Annotated in this window: 25 protein-coding genes; 3 read left to right on the top strand and 22 right to left on the bottom strand. The window is 61.1% G+C overall.

The window, feature by feature from the left end; genetic code table 11:
- Positions 1 to 33: 33 nt before the first annotated feature.
- Positions 34 to 609 (bottom strand): 4Fe-4S dicluster domain-containing protein, encoded by a 576-nt coding sequence (locus PZH32_RS05805; RefSeq protein WP_275206807.1) that lies wholly within the window; start codon positions 607 to 609, stop codon positions 34 to 36.
- 12 nt (positions 610 to 621) lie between these two features.
- Positions 622 to 3,246 carry a molybdopterin-dependent oxidoreductase gene (locus PZH32_RS05800; RefSeq protein WP_275206805.1) on the bottom strand — a complete coding sequence of 875 codons (2,625 nt, stop codon included), beginning with the start codon at positions 3,244 to 3,246 and terminating at the stop codon, positions 622 to 624.
- Between the two features lie 254 nt (positions 3,247 to 3,500).
- Between PZH32_RS05800 and PZH32_RS05795 the strand changes: the two genes are divergently transcribed.
- Both PZH32_RS05795 and brnA read left to right on the top strand, forming a co-directional pair.
- Entirely contained in the window at positions 3,501 to 4,220 is a 720-nt protein-coding gene (locus PZH32_RS05795; RefSeq protein ID WP_275206804.1) for a ferric reductase-like transmembrane domain-containing protein, read from the top strand.
- A 282-nt stretch (positions 4,221 to 4,502) separates the two neighbouring features.
- Complete coding sequence (brnA, locus tag PZH32_RS05790) at positions 4,503 to 4,772, top strand: type II toxin-antitoxin system BrnA family antitoxin (RefSeq protein WP_275206803.1); 270 nt, start codon at positions 4,503 to 4,505, stop codon at positions 4,770 to 4,772.
- Between the two features lie 146 nt (positions 4,773 to 4,918).
- Here brnA and PZH32_RS05785 read toward each other — a convergent pair whose 3' ends face one another.
- From PZH32_RS05785 to nifJ, 3 genes are all read right to left on the bottom strand, one after another.
- A complete protein-coding gene (locus PZH32_RS05785) occupies positions 4,919 to 5,806 on the bottom strand; it encodes a LysR family transcriptional regulator (RefSeq protein ID WP_275206802.1) in 888 nt (295 codons plus the stop codon).
- A gap of 133 nt (positions 5,807 to 5,939) precedes the next feature.
- Positions 5,940 to 7,634: an FAD-binding protein gene (locus PZH32_RS05780; protein WP_275206801.1), complete on the bottom strand. Its 1,695-nt coding sequence runs from the start codon at positions 7,632 to 7,634 to the stop codon at positions 5,940 to 5,942.
- Positions 7,635 to 7,854: 220 nt separating this feature from the next.
- Positions 7,855 to 11,406 carry a pyruvate:ferredoxin (flavodoxin) oxidoreductase gene (gene nifJ / locus PZH32_RS05775; RefSeq protein WP_275206800.1) on the bottom strand — a complete coding sequence of 1,184 codons (3,552 nt, stop codon included), beginning with the start codon at positions 11,404 to 11,406 and terminating at the stop codon, positions 7,855 to 7,857.
- Positions 11,407 to 11,744: 338 nt separating this feature from the next.
- Between nifJ and PZH32_RS05770 the strand changes: the two genes are divergently transcribed.
- A complete protein-coding gene (locus PZH32_RS05770) occupies positions 11,745 to 13,361 on the top strand; it encodes an ABC transporter substrate-binding protein (protein WP_275206799.1) in 1,617 nt (538 codons plus the stop codon).
- Positions 13,362 to 13,447: 86 nt separating this feature from the next.
- Here PZH32_RS05770 and PZH32_RS05765 read toward each other — a convergent pair whose 3' ends face one another.
- The 17 genes from PZH32_RS05765 to rpsC all read right to left on the bottom strand — a co-directional run bounded on the left by PZH32_RS05765 (position 13,448) and on the right by rpsC (position 23,822).
- Positions 13,448 to 15,625, bottom strand: coding sequence for a cytochrome C oxidase Cbb3 (locus PZH32_RS05765; protein WP_275206798.1), 2,178 nt, complete (start codon positions 15,623 to 15,625; stop codon positions 13,448 to 13,450).
- 81 nt (positions 15,626 to 15,706) lie between these two features.
- On the bottom strand, positions 15,707 to 16,336 hold the full coding sequence (locus PZH32_RS05760) for an adenylate kinase (protein ID WP_275206797.1): 630 nt from the start codon (positions 16,334 to 16,336) through the stop codon (positions 15,707 to 15,709).
- A gap of 35 nt (positions 16,337 to 16,371) precedes the next feature.
- Entirely contained in the window at positions 16,372 to 17,652 is a 1,281-nt protein-coding gene (secY, locus tag PZH32_RS05755) for a preprotein translocase subunit SecY (RefSeq protein WP_275206795.1), read from the bottom strand.
- Positions 17,646 to 18,095, bottom strand: coding sequence for a 50S ribosomal protein L15 (gene rplO / locus PZH32_RS05750; protein WP_275206793.1), 450 nt, complete (start codon positions 18,093 to 18,095; stop codon positions 17,646 to 17,648). The genes secY and rplO overlap by 7 nt, the downstream gene beginning before the upstream one ends.
- Positions 18,096 to 18,243: 148 nt before the next feature.
- Complete coding sequence (rpmD, locus tag PZH32_RS05745; RefSeq protein WP_275206791.1) at positions 18,244 to 18,435, bottom strand: 50S ribosomal protein L30; 192 nt, start codon at positions 18,433 to 18,435, stop codon at positions 18,244 to 18,246.
- A complete protein-coding gene (gene rpsE, locus PZH32_RS05740; RefSeq protein ID WP_275206789.1) occupies positions 18,435 to 18,959 on the bottom strand; it encodes a 30S ribosomal protein S5 in 525 nt (174 codons plus the stop codon). Before rpsE ends, rpmD begins: the two co-directional genes overlap by 1 nt.
- 15 nt (positions 18,960 to 18,974) lie before the next feature.
- Complete coding sequence (gene rplR / locus PZH32_RS05735; RefSeq protein WP_275206788.1) at positions 18,975 to 19,343, bottom strand: 50S ribosomal protein L18; 369 nt, start codon at positions 19,341 to 19,343, stop codon at positions 18,975 to 18,977.
- A gap of 35 nt (positions 19,344 to 19,378) precedes the next feature.
- Positions 19,379 to 19,918 carry a 50S ribosomal protein L6 gene (rplF, locus tag PZH32_RS05730; protein WP_275206786.1) on the bottom strand — a complete coding sequence of 180 codons (540 nt, stop codon included), beginning with the start codon at positions 19,916 to 19,918 and terminating at the stop codon, positions 19,379 to 19,381.
- An 18-nt stretch (positions 19,919 to 19,936) separates the two neighbouring features.
- The gene (rpsH, locus tag PZH32_RS05725; RefSeq protein WP_275206785.1) at positions 19,937 to 20,335 is read right to left on the bottom strand and encodes a 30S ribosomal protein S8; all 399 of its coding nucleotides are present in this window, start codon (positions 20,333 to 20,335) and stop codon (positions 19,937 to 19,939) included.
- A 108-nt stretch (positions 20,336 to 20,443) separates the two neighbouring features.
- On the bottom strand, positions 20,444 to 20,629 hold the full coding sequence (locus PZH32_RS05720) for a type Z 30S ribosomal protein S14 (protein ID WP_275206784.1): 186 nt from the start codon (positions 20,627 to 20,629) through the stop codon (positions 20,444 to 20,446).
- Between the two features lie 97 nt (positions 20,630 to 20,726).
- On the bottom strand, positions 20,727 to 21,275 hold the full coding sequence (gene rplE / locus PZH32_RS05715) for a 50S ribosomal protein L5 (protein ID WP_275206783.1): 549 nt from the start codon (positions 21,273 to 21,275) through the stop codon (positions 20,727 to 20,729).
- Between the two features lie 172 nt (positions 21,276 to 21,447).
- The gene (gene rplX / locus PZH32_RS05710; protein WP_428994014.1) at positions 21,448 to 21,783 is read right to left on the bottom strand and encodes a 50S ribosomal protein L24; all 336 of its coding nucleotides are present in this window, start codon (positions 21,781 to 21,783) and stop codon (positions 21,448 to 21,450) included.
- 13 nt (positions 21,784 to 21,796) lie between these two features.
- On the bottom strand, positions 21,797 to 22,165 hold the full coding sequence (gene rplN / locus PZH32_RS05705) for a 50S ribosomal protein L14 (protein WP_275206782.1): 369 nt from the start codon (positions 22,163 to 22,165) through the stop codon (positions 21,797 to 21,799).
- 46 nt (positions 22,166 to 22,211) lie between these two features.
- On the bottom strand, positions 22,212 to 22,472 hold the full coding sequence (gene rpsQ, locus PZH32_RS05700) for a 30S ribosomal protein S17 (RefSeq protein ID WP_275206781.1): 261 nt from the start codon (positions 22,470 to 22,472) through the stop codon (positions 22,212 to 22,214).
- Between the two features lie 20 nt (positions 22,473 to 22,492).
- On the bottom strand, positions 22,493 to 22,687 hold the full coding sequence (gene rpmC, locus PZH32_RS05695; protein ID WP_275206780.1) for a 50S ribosomal protein L29: 195 nt from the start codon (positions 22,685 to 22,687) through the stop codon (positions 22,493 to 22,495).
- Positions 22,687 to 23,109, bottom strand: a complete 423-nt coding sequence (rplP, locus tag PZH32_RS05690; RefSeq protein WP_275206779.1) for a 50S ribosomal protein L16 — start codon at positions 23,107 to 23,109, stop codon at positions 22,687 to 22,689. The genes rpmC and rplP overlap by 1 nt, the downstream gene beginning before the upstream one ends.
- Positions 23,109 to 23,822, bottom strand: a complete 714-nt coding sequence (rpsC, locus tag PZH32_RS05685; protein ID WP_275206778.1) for a 30S ribosomal protein S3 — start codon at positions 23,820 to 23,822, stop codon at positions 23,109 to 23,111. The genes rplP and rpsC overlap by 1 nt, the downstream gene beginning before the upstream one ends.
- Position 23,823: the final 1 nt, after the last annotated feature.

The raw sequence follows: 23,823 nt of genomic DNA, 5'->3' as shown, positions 1-23,823 counted from the left end.
AGGGCCTGCGGCTCCACTGAATGGGAGGGTCTGCTAGAGAATGATGGGTACTCCCTCGTCCTCCAAGGCCACGGAGCGTGCCTTGATGAGCGTGTGCGAACCCGTCGTGTCCTCGCCAAGCACCGGCAGGATGGTTACCAGATCGGCACCGTACTTCGCCGCCAGCTCCTCCACATCGCCGAAATCGAGGGCGCGGTAGGGGCAGGCCTCCACACAGGCCGGCAGATAGCCCGCCTCGCGCCATTCGGCGCAGCTGTCGCATTTGACCGACAGGCCCGTCACCTCGTCGATCTGCGGATGCCCGTAGGGACAGGCGTTCACGCAAGAGGAGCACCCGATGCAGGCCTCGGCGTCGCGCACCACGGCACCGTCCTCGTTCTTGTCGATGGCCCCCGTCGGGCACTTCGCCATACAGGCAGGCATCTCGCAGTGGTTGCAGGAAGCCGACACATGGTACATCTTCGGGGCCGGATAGGCGCCGGTCTGGCGGCTCGTCACCTTGCGCAGCACCGGGCCCACGCCCAGGCGGTTTTTGTCCTTGCAGGCCACCTGGCAGGTCTTGCAACCGGCGCAGCGCGTCTGATCGTAGTAGAAACCAATTTGCGTCATGATCGCTCCCCCTTAAACCAGCTCGACGACACGCTGCGGCAGTTCGCAGTCCGGCACCAGCGCCTCGCCCTCGTATTTCTCGAAGTTGCAGTTGTAGTTGTTGTAGCCTGATGTGCCCATACCGCTGGTGACCGAACCGCACAGCACGTTGTCGGTGCCCGCACGATCGATGCCCTCGTCCTCGTCGTAGTTCACCCAGGCCCCGTGGGGCAGGCCCACGCAGCCGGGCATGATGATCTCGCTCACCGAGGCCGTGCGCAGCGTCGCCCCGTGAGCGCTGAAGACGCGCACCGTGTCACCGTCGGCCACACCCTTGGCCGCCGCATCGGAGGCATTGAGGAACACCGGGTTGACCCAAGCCTCGCGCAGCCAGCCCACCCCATCGAAGACGCCGTGGGCGCGGCGCAGGTAGTGCGGGTTGTACACGATGAAGGGATACTCGCTGGCCTCGCCGCCGATCTTACGGTCGGCGAACATGCCCTCGCGACCTTCCGGCGCCTCCACATAGGTGGGATAGGGTTTGAACGCGCCCTCAGGGCTGTAGCCCATGGCGTTCAGCGTATCGGCCTTGTACTGGCAGTAGATCTCGAACTTGCCCGAGGCGCTGGGCAGCGGGTTGGCCTCGGGATCGGCCACGAAGTCCTCGTAGCCGATATAGGAGTAGGCATCGCCTTCTTCGCGCTTGATGGTGTAGCAGCCGGCCTCCAGGAAGTCGGCCAGGGCAATATCGCCCTTTTGGGCTGCGCCCTCAACGCCCCACGAAGCAATATCCTCGTCGGTGATGGTCACCAGCGGCTGCGAGGCGCCCGTCGTGTCCACGTAGGTGCAGCCGGCAATCTGGTTGAAAAAGGCCTGCTTCTCGCTGATGGGCCACAGCTCGTCCGGGTTCATGCCCAGCCGCGCGGCCAGCATGCGGCCAATCTCGAACTCGGTCTTGGCCTCCCACAAAGGCTCCGTTACCTGGGAGTACACTACCACGGTCTCACGGGAGCGCTGGTGGCCGGCGAAGCCTCCGACCCGCTCCCACTCGGTGGCGCAGGGCAGCACGATGTCGGCATAGCGGGCGCTCGAATCGAAGCTGTAGGCCAGATCGGTGACCAGGTCGAGCTTCTGCAGCGCCTCCATGGCGTCCGTGGTGCCCACGGCTGTCTGCAAGGTATTGCGACCCTCGATGTTGAGCCACTTGAAGTCGGCTTCCTTGATGTCCTCGGCGTTGAACTCGGTGCCGTAGGCAAGGCCCGTGCTGTTATAGCGGCCCTCCAGAATGCACTGCCACATCAGCGGCTCGGGCATGGTGTCCTTCAGCGGATTCGACGTACCGGGCAGGCCCGTATCGCCGAAGCTCACCAGCTCGGGACCGCCGGCGCCGGCGTAGGTCTTGTAGGCGCCGCCGCAGGCATGGCCCGATTTGCCCATGTGGCCGCCCATGGCTCCCATGGTCATGAACAGCTGGGGCACGTTATCGGCCGACGCGCAGCGGGCAAGGGCGTAGTTGTGCATGAGCATGACCGCGTGGTCCTTGCCGATAGTCTCGGCGAACCAGCGAATATCCTCCGGCGAGGTACCGCACAGGGGGCTGGCCCATTCGGCCGTCTTAGGGGTACCGTCGTAGTCGCCCATCAGATAGCCGCGGAAGCTCTCCTTCGAAGCGGCATCGCCGGGCATATGGTCGTCGTCGAAACCGACGCAGCACTTGTCGAGGAAGTCATAGTCCACCACATCGGCGGCAATCATCTCGTAGCATACGCCCAGCATGAAGGCCGTGTCAGTTCCGGGAAGCACCGGCACCCACCGGGCCTCGAAGTACGCTGCCGTGGCATTGTAGGAGGGGCCTACGTACACGAACTGCACGCCGGCGTCCTTCGCCTCGTTGAAGTTGTTCATGGTGGAGCCGCCCGACGACCAGGCCGGGTTGCCGCCCATGATCACAATGGTCTCGGCGTTCTTGTTGTCGTAGCGATCGTTCAGAAAACCCAAATCCGAGGAGGCCAATCCCAAAGCGCCAATATTGAAAGCATAGGTGCCGATAGAGCTGGTGTCGGAAAGCGACACATGACCGCCCAACTGGTGAAGGATCTTTCCCACGGCGAGAGCCTTCGTGCCGATAACTGCCGTGGGTCCGTAGGTGCCATAGATGCGCTCGGCCTCCTGGGCAATGTAGTCAATGGCCTCTTCCCAGGTGATCTGCTCCCACTCGTCCTTGCCGCGCAGTTCCCCATGGGCGTTCTCGCCGCCGCCGGGCTGCCAGTTCTTGCGCTTCATGGGGTACTTCACGCGATCTTCGCCGAACACCTGCTGGGCGCGGGCGCGACCGCGGGGGCAACCGCGCTGCTGCAGCCAGCCGAAGCTGTCCTCATGGGACGTCTCGCTGCCCTGACGGACAATCTCGCCGTCGCGCACCAGCACGCGATTCACGCAGCGGCCTCCGCAGTTGTCCCAGCAGGCCGCGGCAATCCACGTTCCCTCATCGACAGGGGCCTTCTCCCCTGTTTCAGCCAAGCTGTCGCCCGACGTCTGCGGCGCGCAGGCCGCCAGCGACGACAGCGAGCCCGCTGCCAGCGCACCGGCCGCGCTTCCCTTCAAAAAGCCGCGGCGCGTCAGGCCGGACTGGACGGGCATCATGCGAGATTTGCTCATGGCATCCCCCTACTTCTTAATCCTTCGGGCGGGAAGCCCTCTCTTCGCCTTCCCGCTTTCCACATTCCCCACTATAAGAAGCAGCAAATCAGGCAACAAGATACCACGACGGTAACCCCGTTGGTATTTGAGTAAGCAAGATTACCAGGTGGTAAGGGTAGAGGCTTCTGTGCACAGAATTGGGTGGTACTCGGGGCAAGTTCTGTGCTAGGGTACTCAGAGAAACCGATCATCATGAACGAAGAGGAGCCTTTATGCGGTTCGCTATCGCTCTTGCCCTTTCGCTTGCTCTGGTGTATCTCTGCGCCAAGCCACTGAAGAAGCATCCGGTGCCGTTCTACGTGGGCGCCATTGCACTGGTCGGTGTTTACTTCTGGGGCATCCAGGCCAACGCGCACAACGAACTGTGGGGCTACTTCCAGCCGCTCATGCAACGCTGCGCCCTGGCTTTCCTTCTGTTCAGCGTGGTCATGTTTGTGGGCGTGCTTGACGAGAAGTCCCGCCTGCGCACCCATCTGATGCCCATCCGCCGCCAGCTTTCCATCCTGGCGTGCATTTTCGCCGTGGGCCATATTGTGTTTTACGGCTCATCCTATCTCATGCGACTTTCGGGCGCCTTCAATGCCAACCTTGTGTTCTCGCTGAGCTTGGCCGCCGTTATTACCGTGCTTATGGCAGTGCTGGGCATTACCTCGTTCCAGGTAGTCAAGCACGGCATGACTGCTGCCGTCTGGAAGCGTATCCAAAAGCTTGCCTACCCCTTCTACCTGCTTATCTATGTGCACCTGCTGCTGCTTCTTGCCCCCAGCGCCGCTGCCGGCAACAGCGTTGCGGTGCTCAGCGTAGCCGTCTATTCAGTGGTAACAGGCGCCTACGTTGTGCTGCGCCTCCGCAAGGCCCTGGCGGATCACGCCGCAACCGCCGCCCGCCCCTCCCCCGCGTTGGACATCGATCTGGAAGCAGCGGGAGCCTAAGGAAGATCAGAATTCTCGATCGCTGAACTTTTGAGCCCCTTGGCCTCTCACGGGCCAAGGGGCTCTTTTTTGAATCAACCTGCCAAAAACTTTTTCCTAGTTCGTTTCTGAAGAAACGCCTTCGGCAGCTCGTCCGCTATGCTGGTCTGTAAAGGCTAGCCTATTCTAATTCTATTCATATTTTGGTATAGTAATTATACCAATTCTCTTTATCAACTTACCGAGGAAGTCGCACGCGCATCATCTCGATCAGAAGGGCAACGGCGAAGGAAGTGAGCATTTATGACAAAGCAAATAACCGCTGAAGAATTTGACCAGCTCGTGGATGACGAACAGGATATCACCGAGTACATCGATGTGACCACCATCGTTCATCCTGCGCAAGGCGAGGAAATCCGACGAGTGAATGTCGATTATCCTGAATGGGTTGTCAAGAACCTTGACAACCAGGCGGATCGCGTCGGAGTCACTCGACAGGCTCTTATCAAACTGTGGACTGTGGAGCGCCTTGAAGAAGAAGCGCTCAAGCAGCGGGAGCTGATGCAGGGATAGTTTACTGCCTGCAAAACAGGGGGGCGATCCGCACGGGTCGCCCCCCTGTTTTTTTCTCAATAGCGGTAGCTCATCTAACCACTCAGGCCCTTCTCCCTTCGACCGAATTTGCGCCCGAGCTCCAACACACCATCACCAGTAATTACCTATCTCGCCAGGATGAATTCCTTGAGCTCTGCCATGAGGGGGCTTTGGGGCACACCCCGCTTCTCAGCCAAGCCCAAGGGCAGCGTGAAAGCGTCCTCGGGCGTAAGCGGCCGGTAGACGATGCCCTCGGGCGGCTCGTCGGCGTTATGCTCGGGAGAGAAATCCACTCCTTCCCCGTTACGCACAAAACGCTGGGCGTTTTCCAAACTGAAGGGCAGCGGCACGTAGTTGGGCTTCAGGCCGTAGCGCTCGAAGCCGGCCACAATGCGGTGATACGTCTCTTTCAGATCAGGCGTGGGAAAGATGGGCACTCCCGCCAAATCGCGAAAGCTGATAGCCTCCTTCAACGCCAAGGGATGATCGGCTGGCAACGCCACCAGCAAATGAGCATCGACCAGCTTGGTAAAGGAGAACTGTGCCGGATCGGGCTCACCTACCACAAAAGCCAAATCAACCTCGCCCTGAGCTAACGCTGACAGACATGCGTCGCTCGTCAGCTCAAACACTCGCAGGTCCGCATCGGCATGATCGGCGCGAAAACGCGCCAGACCCTCCAACGTGAAGCCTTCGCCCTGCTGTTGTAAGCTGGCCGAGGCATAGGCGAAGGTGGCCGTCTGAGCCACCGATTCTCGATACCGATCTACCAGGCCGCCCAGAGACGCTGCCTCCTCCAGCAGATGCTCGCAGGCAGGCAGCATCGCCTCACCGAACGCCGTCAATTCGACGCCCTGGCGCCGACGATTGAACAGCGGAATCCCCCACTCTTGCTCAAGCGAGGCCACCGAAGCCGACAACGTCTGCTGGGTCACGTAAGCACTCTTAGCCGCCGCCGAAAACGATCCCGCTCGAGCGACCAGGTGAAAATACTCAATTTGCCGTAAGTCCATAGGTTCCCCTCCCTGTGGGTTTCTCTATCATACTTCACCCCTCGTCTCCGCGCAGCCTTTGCAACGCGAACGGGACGGACGCCGCAAAGGGCATCCGTCCCAGGGAGGGGGAGGTAGAGTTGTGGGTGTGACGCTAGGCCTGAGCCGCCGTCACGCCAGCCAAATAGCCCGAGCCCACGCAGAAGCCCTGACAGGAGCCACCCTCGAAATAGGGTACCGCCCAGAAGTCGCCGTCGACGCCCGCCACGAACAGGCCGGGGATAACGTCGGCATCAGCATTAACCGCACGGCAGAAGCCATCGGTTTTGATGCCGCCGAGGGTTACCCATGCGGCAATGTCAAGCTCCACCGCATACAGCGCGCCATTGTCTACGGCACGCAAGAACTGCTGCTCCTTGAACATCTCCTCATCGACGCCGTTTTTGCAGTATTCGTTATAGGCAGCCAGCGTCTCGGGCAGATTGGCCAGCCCCGTGGCCTCAGCCAGCGCCTCGGCGGTATCGGCCTTCCAGATCCAGCCCTCATCGATACCCTGCTGCACCATGTCGGGTAGCGCCGTCAGCGTCTTATCCATAAAGCCCATCTGCACCCCGGGAGCCATGTTGCCGAAGGCATCCTCTGAAATGAAATCCATAACCGGCGTGGTGGCCAGCTCGCTGATCAGGCCGTCGTCGATGACCATATAGTACACGCCTTCGCGCAGCAGCGGCTCGCCGCAGTACATGGTGTGCTTGGCCATGGTACCCTCGTCCATGAAGCGCATGCCATGCTTGTTCACCATCAGGCCACCGAACAGCGGCAGACTGAACACGGGGGTGGCATTGCAGTCCTCCAGGCTGACGAAGCGCGCCGAGGACTTCATGTTGCAGGCGCCCGACTCGTTGATGGAGGTACTGAAGTTCTTGCCCATCTGGGCACCGGCCGACTGGGCCAGCTTGATGCCAGCACCGTCGTTGTACTGGTTGCCCGTGCCGTACATAAGGGCGCCGGAGTAATATTCGCGCAGCATGTCCTCGTTCTGGATAAAACCGCCCGTGGCCACGATAACGTTGCGCGCCTTCACGTCGGTGGTCTTTCCGCCATTCTCGTAGCGCGCACCAGTGACCCGGCCATCTTCAATAAGTAGATTCGTGACGTTGGCGTCCCAGCGAGAATCGACACCAAACTTGTCGAGCATTCCCTGCAGGGCCTCGGCGCGCTCGGCTCCGCTGGTGGCATAGATATGACCGCCACGATTCAGCATGAGAGTGTTCTCGTCGGCGCCCTCGAAAGCGAACATGAAAGGCACGCCGCCCTCGATCATGAGATCGATGCCCTTACCCGATGCCGGAAGAACATTACGCAGCAGCGGCGCATTGGTCTGGTAGTGGGTACCCGTCCAGATGAAGTCGAACATGTCCTTAACGGTCAGGTGGTTATCGTATTCCAGCTCAGGGCTCGACTCGATGGCCCACACGCCCGATACCATAGAGGCATTCGTGCCAGCCATAGACGTTGCACGGTCGAGGCCAATCACTTTCGCACCCTCCTTGGCGGCCGCCGAAGCTGCCACCAGGCCGCTGGTGCCAAGGCCCACCACAACCACATCACAGCTTTCCTCGGCATCGGCCGCAGGCAGCTCCTCGGCAGCAGGAGCCGTATCGGTGCTGGTACCATCGTTGCCCGCGCTCGGCGCCTGGGGCGCGCAACCAGCAAGTCCTAGGGCACCCAGGGTGGCAGCACCCAAAGCACCCAAGCCCAGGAAGGAGCGGCGGGACATGCCCTGGCCGGTCAGGCTCTCCTCGCTGGTCGTTTCAACAGCGGATTCGTTGACAGCATTCTTCTTCATGGGAACCCTCCTTCGGTCGTTCTTTTCCCTGTCCAAAAGATTACCGAGCCGAGCGCTGCTTGCATAACAAACGTCTCCGAAGGGATTTCAGGAAATTTTTGTAGCTGGTCGGCGGAACAAGTCTTCTGCCAGAGCCAACGCAAAAAAGAAAGGAGCCCCAAGGCTCCTTTCTTTTTTTGCAGATAGCGCTTGCGCCGAGGCTTACGGAACAGGCAGTAGCTTACTCCTGGCCGTAGAGGTCCTTCAGCTTCACCAGGTGCGCGTAGCGGTCCATGGCGACCTGCTCGTTCTCGGCGAACAGCTCGCCGGCGCGCTCGGGGAACTCGCGGGTCAGACGGCTGTAGCGGGCCTCGTTCATGAGGAAGTCCTGGTACTCGCCTTCCACGGGCTCCTTGGAGTCCAGAATGAGCTTCTTGCCCGGGGCACCCTCGGGATTGAAGCGCAGCAGGTTCCAGTAACCGCAGTCCACCGCCTTCTTCATCTCGGTCTGGCAGTTGGTCATGCCGCCCTTGATGGAGTGCATCTCGCAGGGGCTGTAGCCGATGATGAGCGAGGGACCGGGATAGGCCTCGGCCTCAACGATGGCCTTGATGGTCTGGTTGAGGTTGGCACCCATGGCCACCTGGGCCACGTACACATAGCCGTAGGTCATGGCAATCTCGGACAGGCTCTTCTTCTTGATGTCCTTGCCTGCGGCGGCGAACTGAGCCACCTGGCCCAGGTTCGAGGCCTTGGAGGCCTGGCCGCCGGTGTTGGAGTACACCTCGGTGTCGAACACGAAGATGTTGACGTCCTTGCCGGAAGCCAGCACGTGATCGAGACCGCCGTAGCCGATGTCGTAGGCCCAGCCGTCGCCGCCGAAGATCCAGACGGACTTCTTGGTCAGGTACTCCTTATTGTCGAGGATGCCCTGGGCAAGCTCGGCCACCTCGCCGGTGCCCGCAGCTGCGGCCGTCAGCGCCTCGATATAGGCCGCAGAAGCCGTCTTGGAAGCCTCGGCATCCTCGCGGGCCTCCAGCCAAGCACGAGCCGCGTCGGCCAGCTCACCGGCAGCGCCGCCGCACTCGATGAGGGCCTCGGAGTCCACAACCACCTTGTCCTGGACGGCCTCGTAGCCCAGCAGCATACCCATGCCGTGCTCGGCGTTGTCCTCGAACAGCGAGTTGCTCCACGCCGGGCCATGACCATCGGCATTCACCGTGTAGGGGCTGGTGGCCGCCGGACCGCCCCAGATGGAGGAACAGCCCGTGGCGTTGGCGATGTACATGCGATCGCCGAACAGCTGGGTGATCAGGCGGGCATAGGACGTCTGGGCGCAGCCGGCGCAGGAGCCCGAGAACTCGAGCAGCGGGCGCTTGAACTGGCTGGCCTTCACCGACGTGCCCTCAAGCTCGGGCTTGCGGGATACCTCGTTCACGCAGTAGTTGAACACCGGCTGCTGATCGAGCTCGTCGGCGATGGGCATCATGGTCAGCGAGTCAGTGGGGCACTGGATGACGCACAGGCCGCAACCCATGCAGTCGAGCGGCGAGACGGCCAGTGCGTACTGCATATCGGCACCCACCTTGCCCTTGACCGGAATGGTCTTGATGTTGGCCGGAGCCGCCGCCACCTCGGCGTCGGTAAGAGCGAAAGGACGAATGGTGGCATGGGGGCACACAAAGGCGCACTGGTTGCACTCGATGCAGGTGTCGGGGTTCCACTCGGGCACCGACACGGCCACACCGCGCTTCTCGTAGGCCGAGGCGCCCAGCGGGAACTGGCCGTCCTCGTAACCCACGAAGGCGGAAACGGGCAGCGCGTCGCCGTCCATGCGGGACACCGGCTCCATGACCTCGGTGACCAGCTTCACCGTCTCGGGGCGACCCTCGATGGTCACGTCCTTCGGCGCAGCCTCGGCCGTCTTCCAGGACTCGGGCACCTCGACGCGCACGAAGGCGGTGGCGCCGGCGTCGATGGCCTTGTGGTTCATGTCGACGATGTCCTGGCCCTTCTTGGCGTAGGACTTCGTGGCGGCATCCTTCATGTACTGGATGGCCTCTTCCTGGGGCATGACCTTGGCCAGGGTGAAGAAAGCCGACTGCAGGATGGTGTTGGTGCGCTTGCCCATGCCCAGCTCGATGGCCAGGTCGATGGCGTTGATGAGGTACAGCTTGATATCGTTTTCCGCAATGTAGCGCTTGGCCTCGGCGGACAGGTGCTGCTCAAGCTCCTCGGGGGTCCACTGGCAGTTGATGAGGAAGGAGCCGCCCGGCTTCACGTCGCGCACAATGGGGAATCCCTTGGTGACGTAAGAGGGGTTGTGGCAGGCCACGAAGTCGGCCTTGTTCACATAGTAGGGGCTGCGGATGGGGCTGTCACCGAAGCGCAGGTGCGAAATAGTGACGCCACCGGTCTTCTTCGAGTCGTACTGGAAATAGGCCTGCACGTACTTGTCGGTATGGTCGCCGATGATCTTGATGGAGTTCTTATTGGCGCCCACGGTACCGTCGCCGCCCAGACCCCAGAACTTGCACTCGATAGTGCCCGGCGCCGCCGTGTTGGGAGCCGGCACCTCGGGCAGAGACAGGTTCGTAACGTCGTCCACAATGCCGATGGTGAACTGGCGACGAGGCTCGTCCTTCTCCAGCTCGGTGTAGATGGCGAACACGGAAGACGGCGGAGTGTCCTTCGAACCCAGGCCGTAGCGACCGCCAGTGACGGTGATGCCTGTGCGGCCCTCGACGGCCAGGGCGTTCACCACATCCATGTACAGCGGCTCACCGATGGAGCCGGGCTCCTTGGTGCGGTCCATGACGGCAATCTTCTTCACTGTGGCCGGCAGCGCCTCCACGAACTTGCTGGTCACGAAGGGACGGTACAGGCGAACCTTCACCAGACCCACCTTCTCGCCCTGGGCGTTCAGGTAGTCGATGACCTCCTCGGCCACGTCGCAGAACGAGCCCATGGCCACAATGACGCGGTCGGCGTCTTCGGCACCATAGTAGTTGAACAGCTGGTAGTTGGTGCCCAGCTTCTCGTTCACCTTCTGCATGTACTCCTCCACCACGGCCGGCAGATCGTCGTAAAGGGAGTTGCAGGCCTCGCGGTGCTGGAAGAAGATGTCGCCGTTCTCGTGGGAGCCGCGCATGGCGGGACGCTCGGGGTTCAGCGAATGCTCGCGGAAGGCGCGCACGGCGTCCATGTCGCACATGTCGGCCAGATCCTCGTAATCCCAGACGGCAATCTTCTGCACCTCATGGGAGGTACGGAAACCGTCGAAGAAGTTGAGGAAGGGAACGCGGCCCTTGATGGCGGCCAAATGGGCCACGGCCGAAAGGTCCATGACCTCCTGCACATTGCCCTCGGCCAGCATGGCGAAGCCGGTTTGACGGCAGGCCATGACGTCGGAGTGATCGCCGAAGATGTTGAGCGCCTGGGTGGACACCGTACGGGCGGACACGTGGAAGACGCTGGGCAGCTGCTCGGCGGCAATCTTGTACATGTTGGGAATCATGAGGAGCAAGCCCTGGCTTGCCGTGTAGGTGGTGGTCAGCGCGCCAGTGGCCAGCGAGCCGTGCACGGCACCGGCGGCGCCGCCCTCGGACTGCATCTCGCACACTTTGACCGTGGTGCCGAAGATGTTCTTGCGGCCCTGGGAAGCCCAGATGTCGACGAAGTCGGCCATGGGGCTGGAAGGGGTAATGGGGTAAATGCCCGCTACCTCGGTAAACGCATAGGAGACATGCGCCGCCGCATTGTTGCCGTCCATCGACTTGAGTTCTCTCGTCATATTCCTCTCCTTTGTAATGACCCGCACCACAAACAACCGACCGGCTTTGCCGCGGCACTTTTCGCGTTGGTTGGGGCACTGTCGCGGAAAGGCTGGATCGGGCAGGAGCTCTCTGTGGGAGGATCGGGTTTGTTCTGCGAACAGAAATACCTTTTGGATATTAGCACGGGCCTCTTGCCTCCCTGGGTTGAGGGGCGCATGAAAGGCCACGACGGGTCATCCCCTCGGTGGGCGGGATACCTTCCCGCAAGGGCCCGCGGCTTTTGCTGTGGGTTTTTGCGCTGCTTCGATGCGAGTTCGTATAATGGTTGCAATCAACGAATCACCAAGGAGTCTCCATGTTCGCACACCCTCTCAGTCGCCGCGCTTTTCTGGCAGGCACGGCCCTGGCCACCCTGGCTGTCGCTGGCTGCCGCAGCAACGAGGAAGCCGCCCCAGCGGATGTTCCGCCGACGCCGGACGCCATCGAGAGCGGTGTCGCCGACGCCCTGACGGCCGCCTTAGCCTACGAGGGCGGTGACTGCAGCCCCGTGGGCACCGCCTCGGCGCTGTTCGTTGCCGCCGGCTGGCATGTGTTCGAGGGGCTCTACGAGCTGGACCTGCACACCTACCGCACCGAGCCGGGACTAGCTGCCGACGTGCCCATGCAAATATCGGAAATCGAATACGAAGTCACCCTGCGCGAAGACCCGCGCTTCTCCGACGGCACCCCGGTAACGGTGACTGACGTATGCCACGCCTTCGAGCGCAACATGGCCGACGATCTCTACGGGTCGTTCCTCTCGTTCATCGACTCGGTCACTGCCAAAGACGAGCAGACGCTGCTCTTCACCTTGAACTCCCCCATGGGCATCCTTCTGAAAGAGCGTCTAGCCCTGGTACGCGTCTTTCCCGCCTCCCTCACCGACGAGGCCCTGTCCACCATGCCCATCGGCTCCGGTCCGTGGCGCTACGAGTCCATCGACGGCGCCGATGGCGGCGCGCTGACCTTTGTGCCCAACGAGTATTACACCGGCTCGTTCCCCGCTACCTGCAAGCGCATGATCTGGTCGATCATCCTCGACGACGAAAAGCGCACCGAGGCACTCACCCAGCAAGAGGTCTTCTGCATGGAAGCGGCGCCCGAGGTGCTGGCCGACCGCATTACCGATAGCGGCGCCACGCTGGAATATGTTCCGGGCTTCAACGCCCCCTTCCTCATGTTCAACTGCCTGAAAGCCCCCTTTGACGATCCGCGGGTCCGTCAGGCACTGCTCTACGCCATCGATGTCGATAACCTGATCGCGCGCTGCGTTGGGGGCCACGGCCGTCCCTGCACGTCGCTGCTTCCCGATTACTTCCGCGGATACCATCGGGCCGCCACGGTGTTCAGCTACGACCCAGAGAAGGCCCAGGCGCTGCTCAAAGAGGCGGAGGTCGAGGAGTTGTCTCTTACCCTGCGCTGCAACGACAACTGGGTCAGCGATTTGGCCGAAACCCTCAAAGACGACTGGGAGGCCCTGGACATTACCGTAGAAGTGGAATCCCTCCCCACCGAGCAGCTGTTCGCCGGTCTGTCCACCCCGCCCGAGGGCTCCAAGCCCCTCCCCTTCGACGTAGTGCTCTCCCCCGGCGATCCTACCTGTTTCGGCAACGATCCGGACCTTATCATGAACTGGTGGTACGGCGACAACGTGTGGACCCGCGCGCGCAGCTGCTGGGCTACCACCCCCGAATTCAAGCAGCTGAGCCGCATGCTCACCCGCGCCCGCACCACCGACGACGAGAACGAGCAGCAGGATCTATGGAACCTCTGCTTCGACCTTATCGCCGCCGAAGTGCCGCTCTATCCGCTGTTTCATCGCGAGACGGCCACTGCCTACTATGCCGCCAATCTGGACGGCTACGATCCCATCTCGGCCACGGGGCTGCTGCTGTTGGGCACCACGCCCATGGAAGAAGCCACCACGCTCTAAGGCGCCACGACCCCGAAGCCGGCAAAGAGGTCGCATCCTCTTGCGGGAGCCGTCTGCGCGGGCCAGCTTGCGCTGCGGCTGAACCCTTAGGTCCAGAACAGAAACGTCTCCAAAAGCCCTTGGTAGGCCCAAGGGTACACGTTGGAATACCAGCCGGTTTCCGGCACCAGGCAAAGCAGCGCACTGTACAGCAGGCCCAGGAATACCAGCACCAACAGCACCTTCAGCAGCAGCTGATGCAGCGAGGCTGTGAGGGGTATCTGCTCGTTAACCACAAAGCACAGCAGCACCGCCGCCATCAGGAACATGAAGCTGAAGTCGGCGTAATAGCGCTGCAGAATACCCGCAAGTTCCGCATCGAGAAGCGCCACCAGCACGCCCGACACGAGCAGCACGATGATGATACCCATAATAGTGCGCGTGGAACGCTGTCGAGCGCGCATAGCCAGAATGCGGCGGGAGAAAGCCAGCACCCACAACAGCGGGAAGCAGGCGAAGATACCGCCAAAGGTGACTTCTTTGATGGTTTGCCCCATATACGTGGTGTCGAAGGGCGCCGGCTGCAGGAAGGGAAATACCCCGGTCATAGAGGGCGGCTGCAAGAAATAGGTGAAGAAGGCCGGCGCCAGGCGACCGATATTCATGCCGCGCTTGGTCATGTCGTTCACCGTCAGATTATAGTTGGCGCCGAAGTCGGTCAGCGAGCCGAAACGAGCATAGTTGTAGGCCATGATGCCCGCCGCCACCAGCACATAGGGAGCCACCAGGCAGCCGAATTCGCGCAAGCCCTGGGGTGTCAGCAAGCGACGCTTGGTAATGTAGGTACGCCAGAACAGCGGGAAGGCCAGAAGCGACAGCACCAGCAATTGAGGACGGCAGCCTGCCACCAGCGCCATGCACAGCGACCCCGCGAATAGCCAACGGCACGGCGTCTTCGAGAGACGACCCCGCATCCAGCAGTAAAGCCCCCACACAGAGAAGGCCAGGCCGCACATAATGGGCAGCGAATAGAACGTAGGGAACTTCACCAGATATAGAATGCCGCAGCAGAACACCAGGGGCATTTGCAGGAGCAGGTACATGCCCAAGCTGACCGAGCGGAAATGGTATCGCGCAAAACGGTCGAGCAGCGCCGAGCAGCCCAAAATGAAAGCGATGGCCATCACGAGCACGCCGATGGCCGTGGGAAAGTTCGCTCCCGTAAGCAAATAGAACGGGAGGTAGAACAGAAGCACCGGCACCACGCCGAAGTACACGTAATAGTGTCCCTCGTAGTAGGCCACATCGAAGAGGTACTTCTCCCCCGTTTCCTTCTGCAGCTCGTCACGAGCACCCTTGTCGTAGGGATCGTCCATGGCCTTGAGCCAGTCCGGCGGCTCCTCGTCCAAGTAGAGCCGCCCCTCGGCCATGGCTCGGGCCAACTCCGCATATTGCTGGGCGTTGTCGCCCCCTACTTCGAAGGTATTGACGATGGAGGCGCCGTCCCATGAGCCATGATTATAGGAAGAGGTAGCCACGCCCACCAAGTTGGATCCGTAGAAGAGGAACACGGTTACCAGAACAACCTCGACAAACACCGCGAAAAGAATGCCCGCCTTGGATTTACGCGGGTTCTCGACAACGCGAATGCGGTAGATAACCGAGCCGGGACGAAACGCGTAACCCAGAAGCAGCACGGTTAACGCCACGACGAAACGGAATCCGTTGAACTCGAAGGGATGATGGGCGTTCAGATACAGCCCCTTGAGCATGATGGGGTAGGAAACGTCGTCCCCCACTATCTCCAGGCGCAAGTTCTCCACCAAGCCCGCCGTTTGCAAATTGATGTACTTGCTCTGCTCGTCGAAGGTGGACACGTGGGCCAGAGGAACGCCCACAGTGTACTCAGTGGAGTCGAAATAGGTTTGATGCGCCGAGTCCGTGAACTGGATTTTCACGTCGATGGTCTGGGCCGGCTGATCGCGATCAAAATCGATCTTGATGTTGTGAATCTCGGTGTTGAGGTGAGAGAACTCCAGGACGTGGTTGATATCGGTCAGGCGAATCTCATCGCCTTCTTCCTCAGCCGAGGTGATTCGATCCGTCAGATCGATGGTGGCGTACCCCGCAGAGGCAAAGTAGTTGAAGTTGAACACGAACACTTCGAGCAATGCCGCCACCAACACAATCAAGGCTACGGCCCGCGCCACCCTTAAAAGGGAGCCGCGGTAGATGAGCCATCCCTGCTCGAAGGTATATCCTATGTTTTCGCGAACTGTGGGCATGCCCCTCATTATAAAGAAAACCCGCGCCCTCCCAAGGAGAGACGCGGGTTTTCTCAAGGGTCGCCATCAATAAGCCCCGGCTTACAGATTAAGCGCCTCTTTCACGTCGGCATAGACCACGTTGGGGTCACGGTCGCCGTCAATGGTGACCAGCAGCTCGCAGCCGCGATAGTAGTCGATCAGCGGGCTCGTGGACTTCTCGTACACATCCAAACGGTTGCGCACCGTAGCCTCGTTGTCGTCGTCGCGCTGGTACATCTCGCCGCCGCACTTCGGGCACGTGGGACCGTCGGCCTCGGTGCCGATGTAGCCGCAGGCGCGGCACATGCGACGGGAGGTAAGACGGTTCACGATGACCTCGGGATCCACGTCGATGAGCAGAGCCGCGTCCAGGGGACGACCGAGCTTGGACAGCTCGGCATCAAGCGCCACCGCCTGGGGAGAGGTGCGCGGGAAACCGTCGAGGATAAAGCCGTTGGCCGTATCCGGCTCCTGCAGACGCTCGGTAACCAGACCGATGATGACGTCGTCGGGCACCAAGTCGCCGGCGTCCATGTAGGACTTCGCCTTCAGGCCCAGCTCGGTGCCAGCGGCCACCGCGGCGCGCAGCATATCGCCCGTGGAGATGTGCGGAGTGTTGAACTCCTCCACCAGCTTGGCAGCCTGAGTGCCCTTACCGGCACCCGGAGCCCCCAAAAGAACGATGTTCATGAAACATCCTTTCCCAACAGACCCGCGAGTCTGCCTTACTTGAAGAAGCCTTCGTAGTTGTACATCTTCAGCTGCGACTCCACCTTGCTCATGGTGTCAAGGGCAACGCCGATCATAATGAGAATGGAGGTGCCACCGAACGCCTGAATAAGCTGGTTGTTCGTGAAGAAGAAGATGATGGTGGGCACAACGGCAATAAGCGCGATGAAGATGCCGCCCGGCAGCGTCACGCGATTAATGACGTTCTTGATGTACTGCACCGTGGCCGTACCGGGACGAACGCCGGGAATAAAGCCGCCCTGCTTGCGAATGTTGTCCGCCGTCTCTTCGGGGTTGAACACCATAGAGGTGTAGAAGTAGGCGAAGAACACGATGAGCGCCACCGTGAGCAGCCAGTTCAGCCAACCCGTAGAGCACCAGTTCGCGAAAGTGGTCAGCCAATCAACATTGAAGATGGCCGCCAGCTGCGCCGGGAAGTAGATGATGCAGCTTGCGAAGATGATGGGGATAACGCCCGCCGCGTTCACCTTCAGCGGAATGTAGGTGGACTGGCCACCCATCATCTTACGGCCCTGCACGCGCTTCGCGTAGTTGACAGGAATGCGGCGCTGTGCACGCTCAACAAAGATGATGAGCGGGATGCACACCAGCACGACCGCCAGGATAACCAAGGTGAGCGCAATGCCCGTGCCCAGGTCGCTGGTCAGAGTGACCGACGAGAAGATGGCGGAAGGCACGCGGGACACGATGCTCACGAAGATGATGAGGGACATGCCGTTGCCGATGCCGCGCTGAGTGATGAGCTCGCCCATCCACATGATGAAGGCCGTGCCTGCCACCAGCGTGAACACGATGATGATGTTCGTCAGCGCCTCGGGCACCTCGGTGGAGAACTGCACACCGTAGGCGGGAGACTTGAACAGCAGCAGGTAGCCCACCGCGTTGATGAGACCCAGGCCCAGCGTAAGGTAACGCGTGACCTGCGTGATCTTGCGACGGCCCGTGTCGCCCTCGCGCGCCCAGCGGCCCACGGCGGGAATAACGCCCTGCATCAGCTGCATGATAATGGAGGCAGTGATGTAGGGCATAATGCCCAGCGAGAACACCGAGAAGTTAGAGAGCGCACCACCGGTGAACAGGTCGAGCATCGTCATAGCCACACCCGTGTCCTGGAACGCCGCAGCAAACTCGTGGAACGGAATGCCCGGTACCGGCACGTAGGCACCGAAGCGGTAGAGCGCAAGAATAGCCAACGTGAAGAGGATCTTCTTGCGCAGCTCCGGAACCTTGAATGCGTCAATGATTGAGCTTAGCAAGGCTCTTCGACCTTTCCTCCGGCCGCCTCGATCTTCGCCTTGGCGGAAGCGGACACTTTGTCAACGCGCACCGTGAGGGCCTTGGTGATCTCACCATCGCCCAGCACCTTCACCAGAGCATCAGCGTGCTTGATGATGCCCTTGGCCTTCAGGGAATCGCCGTCAACCACGTCGCCGGCCTCGAACTTGGCCTCGAGACGGCTGACGTTCACGGGCAGGTACTCAACGCGATTGATGTTGCGGAAGCCCGGCAGCTTCGGCAGACGACGAGCGAGCGGCGTCTGGCCACCCTCGAAGCCGGCACCCTTGCCGCCACCGGCACGGGACTTCTGGCCGTTCATACCGCGACCGGCGGTCTTGCCGGTGCCGGAAGCCGGGCCACGGCCCACGCGCTTGCGGTTCTTCGTCGATCCCTCGGCGGGGCGCAGATCCTTGAGTTCCATGTAATTCATTCTCCTTTTCGCTTTCCGACCAGGTATTTCCTTTTCCCTGACCGGCGTCGGCAGCTCGCCGCCGACAAACTTCCTTGTATCATGGCAACGGCGTGCCCTTGCGGACACGCCGAAATCCATCCAATGTGGGTGCGAGGATTTAGATTTCCTCGACGGTGATGAGATGCTTCACGGTGAAAATCATGCCGCGGATGCTCTCGTTGTCCACCTGCTCGCAGGTGTCGCCAATGTGGTGCAGACCCAGAGCCTTCAGGGTGCGGCCCTGGTTCGGGGCGCGACCGATGGCGCTCTTGACCTGGGTCAGACGCAGCGTCTTCTTTGCCTCAGCCATTAGTTCTGCTCCTTCCCGCCGAACATCTCGGCCACGGAAATGCCGCGGCGCTCGGCGACCTCAGCCGGGCTCTCCATGTTCTGGAGACCCGCAGCGGCGGCCTTCACAATGTTCATGGCGTTGTTGGTGCCCAGAGACTTGGTGATGACGTTCTGCACGCCCGCAAGCTCCATGATGGCACGAACAGGACCGCCGGCCAGCACGCCGGTACCGGGAACAGCGGGCTTGATCAGCACGCGGCCGGCACCGTACTCGCCCATGATCTCGTGGGGGACGGAGCCCTCAGCGGTCACGGGAACGGTGAACATGTTCTTCTTCGCGTCCTCGACGCCCTTCTTGATGGCGGTGGGAACTTCCTGGGACTTGCCCATGCCCACGCCCACGCGACCGTTGCCGTCGCCCACGACCACGAGGGCCGTCAGCTGCATGCGGCGACCGCCCTTGACGGTCTTGGCAACGCGGTTGATGAAAACGACGCGCTCCTGAAGCTCAGGGACGGTGCTTTCCTGTTGTTTACGAGCCATAAGCTAAAACCCCTTCTAGAATTTCAAACCTGCTTCACGGGCAGCGTCGGCCAGAGCCTTGACGCGACCGTGATACAGGTGGCCGCCACGGTCGAATACAACTTCCGTCACGCCGTTTTCCTGAGCCAACTTGGATACGATGGTGCCGAGCTCGGCAGCGCCCTCTACGGTGGCGCCGTTCTTGCCCGTGGCCTTGAAGGCCGGGCCGAGCGTGGACACGCCGCAGATGGTGGTGTGGCTCACATCGTCGATGACCTGAGCATAGATGTTGTTGTTGCTGCGGGTCACGCAGAGGCGCGGACGAGCAGCAGTGCCGGAAATCTTACCGCGCACGCGACGGTGGCGACGGGCAAGACCGGCCTGTTTCTTCTGTTGCTTATTCATAGGTTAATCCCTTCAATCAGCTACCGAATAGGCACTTAGTCTTTGCCAGCCTTGCCGGCCTTGCGACGGACATGCTCGCCCTCGTAGCGAATGCCCTTGCCCTTGTAGGGCTCCGGCTTGCGCCACTTGCGGATGTTCGCAGCAACCTGGCCGACGGCTTCCTTGCTGGGGCCGGATACCACGATCTCGGTCTGGGAGGGAACCTCGAAGGTGATGCCTTCGGGAGCCTCCACCAGAACGGGGTGGGAGAAGCCCAGCTGCATCTCGAGGTCCTTGCCCTTGAGAGCAGCACGGTAGCCGACGCCGACGAGCTGGAGCTTCTTGGAGAAGCCCTGGGACACGCCCTCGACCATGTTGGCGAGGAGCGAGCGGGTCAGACCATGATAGGCCTTGGACTCGCGGGTGTCGTCGGGACGGGTAACGATCAGATCATCGCCCTCGCGGGTGATGGTCATGGACGGCTGGAACGTGCGGGTCAGTTCGCCCTTGGGGCCCTTCACCGTCACGGTGTTGCCGTCGATGGTCACATCGACGCCGGCAGGAACGGCGATGGGCATCTTGCCGATACGAGACATATGCGCTTCCTCCCTTTCCTACCAGATGTAGGCGATGACCTCGCCGCCGATGCCCTCTTTGCGGGCATCGCGGTCGGTCATAACGCCGCGGCTTGTCGAAATAATTGCAGTGCCCAGGCCACCGAGCACGCGGGGCAGGTCGTCCTTGCCCGCGTAGATGCGCAGACCAGGCTTGGAGATGCGCTTGATGCCACGGATGGTCTTAGCCTTCTTCGGGCCGTACTTGAGGGTGATCTCAAGAGTGCCACGGGGCTCGCCGTCGATCACGTCGTAGCGCTGCACGTAGCCTTCCTGCTCCATGATGCGCGCGATCTCGACCAGCTTCTTGCTCGTCGGCATGGAAACCGTGTCCTTGCCGGCAGATTGGGCGTTACGCACACGCGTAAGCATATCTGCAATGGGGTCGGTCATTGTCATGTGTGTTTTCTCCTTTGATCCGTGATGAACCTCGACGCTCGGTTCGTCGGCGCCCATAGCGCCTCCGCCTTTAGCATCGGGCACACCCGATTACGTGAGCTAAAGTTCCTACCAGGAGGCTTTGGTCACGCCGGGCAGCTCGCCTTTGTTGGCCAATTCACGCAAGCAGATACGGCACAGGCCGAACTTGCGATAGTAAGCGCGGGGGCGTCCGCAACGGGTGCAGCGGTTATGCTGACGCGTCGAGAACTTCGGCTCACGCTTGGCTTTGGCGATCATCGATTTCTTAGCCATGCATTCCTTCTTTCTTATTTATCCAGGCCCGCAACCTTTCCGTGCAGACCTAAATACCGAGGTTACGCGACAAAGCCCTCGGACGAGGGCTGTCGGTTTACTTGCTCTTGAACGGGAAGCCCAGGGCGCTCAGCAGCGCGAAGGCACCCTCGTTCTCACCGGCATTGGTGACAAAGGTGATATCCATACCACGGGTGCGGTCGATCTTGTCGTACTCGATCTCCGGGAAGATGAGCTGCTCGGTGATGCCGAGCGTGTAGTTGCCACGACCGTCGAAGCTCTTCGGCGAAATACCGCGGAAGTCGCGCACGCGGGGAAGGGCGGTAGCCAGAAGGCGATCCATAAACTCCCACATACGGTCGCCGCGCAGGGTGACCTTGCAGCCGATGGCCTGGCCCTCACGCACATGGAAGCCAGCGATGGACTTCTTGGCGCGGGTGACGCAGGGCTGCTGACCGGTGATGATGCGCATGTCGTTCATAGCGGCATCGAGGAGCTTGGAGTCGCCAGCGGCGGCGCCCACGCCCATGTTCACCACGATCTTCTCGAGCTTCGGCACGCAGTTGATGTTCTTGATGCCGAGCTGCTCGACGAGAGCCGGAACAACTTCCTTCTGGTACTTTTCCTTCAGACGAGGAGTAGCCATGTCATAAAGCCTTTCTTCGATGGATTAAACACCGGATTTCCGACCCGGTGTCCCTGGGACCTTCCCAGGGCCATGGCGCTTGACGCGCGATTGGATATTGTCCCACACTACGGGGCTTTATCCAAGAGAAAATCCGTCCGCTCCAAAGAACGGACGGATTTTCGGTAAAAACTTACTCGGTAACGGCGGGGATGTCCTTGCCGCACTTCTTGCAGACGCGGACAAGCTTGCCGTCCTCGCGGCGACGGGCCACGCGGGTGGCCTCGTTGCAGCTGGGGCACACCAGCATCACGTTGGACACGTGAATGGGAGCCTCAACCGTAGAAATGCCGCCCTGGGGGTTCTGCTGGGTGGGGCGCATGGCCTTCTTGACCATGTTCACCTTCTCGACCACCACGCGGGACTTCTCGGGAACCGAGCGCAGCACCTTGCCGGTCTTGCCGCGGTCCTTGCCGGAGATCACCTTGACGGTGTCGCCCTTGCGGATCGTCATCTTGTTCTGAGCCATTCTGACACCTCCCCTACAGCGTTTCCGGTGCCAGAGACACGATCTTCATGTACTTCTTGTCACGCAGCTCGCGGGCGACGGGCCCGAAGATACGGGTGCCGCGGGGGGAGCCGTCGTTGTTGATCAGCACGGCCGCGTTCTGGTCGAAGCGGATGTAGGAGCCGTCGGGACGACGGACTTCCTTCTTCACGCGCACGATCACGCAGCGCACGACCTCGCCCTTCTTGACGTTGCCGTTGGGCATCGCTTCCTTGACGCTGCAGATGATCACGTCACCGAGGCCCGCGTAACGGCGCTTGGAGCCGCCCAGGACCTTGATGCACTGCACCTTGCGAGCGCCGGAGTTGTCGGCCACGGCGAGCATGGATTGCATCTGAATCATGTGATGTTCCTACTTTCCTTACTAATAGCTTGGCGCACAGCCCAAACTATTTGGCCTTCTCGACGATCTTCAGCAGACGCCAGCGCTTCATCTTGGACAGCGGACGCGTCTCCATGATCTGAACGGTGTCGCCGACGCCGGCTTCGTTGTTCTCGTCATGGGCATGGAACTTCTTGGTGGTGGTCATCATCTTGCCGTAGACCGGATGGGGCTTGCGCTCCTCGACCATGACAACGATGGTCTTGTCGTTCTTATCGCTGACCACGACCCCTTGACGGATCTTACGCAGATTGCGCTCTTCAGTCATATTCTTGCACCTTTCTTAAGCTACGCGCTCAGCTCACGAGCTCGCATCTCAGTCTGGATGCGCGCGATATCCTTCTTAACCTGCTTCACACGGGCCGTGTTGTCCAGCTGACTGGTGGCCATCTGGAAGCGGAGATTGAAGAGCTCGGCACGAGCCTCCTTCAGCTTCACCTGCAGGTCTTCGGCAGAAAGTTCACGAATCTCTGCTGCTTTCATTATGCCTGCCCCTCCGTTTCACGAGTGACGATCTTGCACTTGATGGGCAGCTTGTTGATGGCCAGACGCAGAGCCTCGCGGGCGGTTTCGTCGTCGACGCCGGCGATCTCGAACATGATGCGGCCCGGCTTGACCACAGCTACCCAGCCCTCGGGGTTGCCCTTACCGGAACCCATGCGGGTTTCGGCCGGCTTCGAGGTAATGGGCTTATCGGGGAAGATCGTGATCCACACCTTGCCGCCACGCTTCATGTGACGGGTCATGGCGATACGAGCAGCCTCGATCTGACGGTTAGTGATCCAATGGGCCTCGAGGGCCTGGATGCCATACTCGCCGTGGTTCAGACGGGTGCCGCCCTTGGCCTTGCCCTTCATGGAACCACGCTGCACCTTGCGGTGCTTTACGCGCTTAGGTACGAGCATTACTTGTCACCCCTCTCGCGACGGTCGTTACGACGGGAACGGTTCGGGCGGGAAGAGCCCTCGAGTGCGGGCTGCGGAGCCTTCTGGCCCGGCAGAACCTCACCGTGGTACACCCACACCTGCACACCGATGGAACCCATGGTGGTGGCGGCGGTGGCGAAGCCGTAGTCGATCTTCGCACGGAGGGTGTGCAGCGGCACGCGACCCTCGCGGTACCACTCGCGGCGGCTCATCTCGGCGCCGCCCAGACGGCCGGAGCACTGGATACGGATACCCTTGGCGCCGGACTTCATGGCGGACTGCACGGCCTTGCGCATGGCGCGACGGAAGGCCACGCGGCCCTCGAGCTGCTCGGCCACGGACTGGGCGATGAGGTTGGCATCCAGCTCGGGGCGCTTCACCTCGACCACGTCGATGGAGACGGGGCCGTTGGCCACCTTCTCGAGCTTCTTGCGCAGGGCGTCGATCTCGGCGCCCTTCTTGCCGATAACCACGCCGGGACGGGCGGTGGTGATGGTGACCTTGATCTTGTCGCCAGCGCGCTCGATGTCCACGCGAGACACGGAGGCACGGGCGAGCTGCTTGTCGAGGAACTTGCGAATGGCAAGGTCGTTCTCAAGCGTCTTGGCGTAGTCTTTGCCGGCGTACCAGCGGCTGCGCCAATCCTCGGTGATACCGAGGCGGAATCCGGTAGGGCTTACTTTCTGACCCATG

This window comes from Adlercreutzia equolifaciens (assembly GCF_029076695.1).
Classification (GTDB): domain Bacteria; phylum Actinomycetota; class Coriobacteriia; order Coriobacteriales; family Eggerthellaceae; genus Adlercreutzia; species Adlercreutzia equolifaciens_A.
The sequence above is the reverse complement of the archived record's forward strand: the minus strand, read 5'-3'. Positions and strand labels throughout refer to the sequence as shown.

Coding starts and splice junctions, on each gene's coding strand:
- PZH32_RS05805 (WP_275206807.1), bottom strand. CDS start 609: ATGACGCAAATTGGTTTCTACTACGATCAGACGCGCTGCGCCGGTTGC.
- PZH32_RS05800 (WP_275206805.1), bottom strand. CDS start 3,246: ATGAGCAAATCTCGCATGATGCCCGTCCAGTCCGGCCTGACGCGCCGC.
- PZH32_RS05795 (WP_275206804.1), top strand. CDS start 3,501: ATGCGGTTCGCTATCGCTCTTGCCCTTTCGCTTGCTCTGGTGTATCTC.
- brnA (WP_275206803.1), top strand. CDS start 4,503: ATGACAAAGCAAATAACCGCTGAAGAATTTGACCAGCTCGTGGATGAC.
- PZH32_RS05785 (WP_275206802.1), bottom strand. CDS start 5,806: ATGGACTTACGGCAAATTGAGTATTTTCACCTGGTCGCTCGAGCGGGA.
- PZH32_RS05780 (WP_275206801.1), bottom strand. CDS start 7,634: ATGAAGAAGAATGCTGTCAACGAATCCGCTGTTGAAACGACCAGCGAG.
- nifJ (WP_275206800.1), bottom strand. CDS start 11,406: ATGACGAGAGAACTCAAGTCGATGGACGGCAACAATGCGGCGGCGCAT.
- PZH32_RS05770 (WP_275206799.1), top strand. CDS start 11,745: ATGTTCGCACACCCTCTCAGTCGCCGCGCTTTTCTGGCAGGCACGGCC.
- PZH32_RS05765 (WP_275206798.1), bottom strand. CDS start 15,625: ATGCCCACAGTTCGCGAAAACATAGGATATACCTTCGAGCAGGGATGG.
- PZH32_RS05760 (WP_275206797.1), bottom strand. CDS start 16,336: ATGAACATCGTTCTTTTGGGGGCTCCGGGTGCCGGTAAGGGCACTCAG.
- rplO (WP_275206793.1), bottom strand. CDS start 18,095: ATGGAACTCAAGGATCTGCGCCCCGCCGAGGGATCGACGAAGAACCGC.
- rpmD (WP_275206791.1), bottom strand. CDS start 18,435: ATGGCTGAGGCAAAGAAGACGCTGCGTCTGACCCAGGTCAAGAGCGCC.
- rpsE (WP_275206789.1), bottom strand. CDS start 18,959: ATGGCTCGTAAACAACAGGAAAGCACCGTCCCTGAGCTTCAGGAGCGC.
- rplR (WP_275206788.1), bottom strand. CDS start 19,343: ATGAATAAGCAACAGAAGAAACAGGCCGGTCTTGCCCGTCGCCACCGT.
- rplF (WP_275206786.1), bottom strand. CDS start 19,918: ATGTCTCGTATCGGCAAGATGCCCATCGCCGTTCCTGCCGGCGTCGAT.
- rpsH (WP_275206785.1), bottom strand. CDS start 20,335: ATGACAATGACCGACCCCATTGCAGATATGCTTACGCGTGTGCGTAAC.
- PZH32_RS05720 (WP_275206784.1), bottom strand. CDS start 20,629: ATGGCTAAGAAATCGATGATCGCCAAAGCCAAGCGTGAGCCGAAGTTC.
- rplE (WP_275206783.1), bottom strand. CDS start 21,275: ATGGCTACTCCTCGTCTGAAGGAAAAGTACCAGAAGGAAGTTGTTCCG.
- rplX (WP_428994014.1), bottom strand. CDS start 21,783: ATGGCTCAGAACAAGATGACGATCCGCAAGGGCGACACCGTCAAGGTG.
- rplN (WP_275206782.1), bottom strand. CDS start 22,165: ATGATTCAGATGCAATCCATGCTCGCCGTGGCCGACAACTCCGGCGCT.
- rpsQ (WP_275206781.1), bottom strand. CDS start 22,472: ATGACTGAAGAGCGCAATCTGCGTAAGATCCGTCAAGGGGTCGTGGTC.
- rpmC (WP_275206780.1), bottom strand. CDS start 22,687: ATGAAAGCAGCAGAGATTCGTGAACTTTCTGCCGAAGACCTGCAGGTG.
- rplP (WP_275206779.1), bottom strand. CDS start 23,109: ATGCTCGTACCTAAGCGCGTAAAGCACCGCAAGGTGCAGCGTGGTTCC.
- rpsC (WP_275206778.1), bottom strand. CDS start 23,822: ATGGGTCAGAAAGTAAGCCCTACCGGATTCCGCCTCGGTATCACCGAG.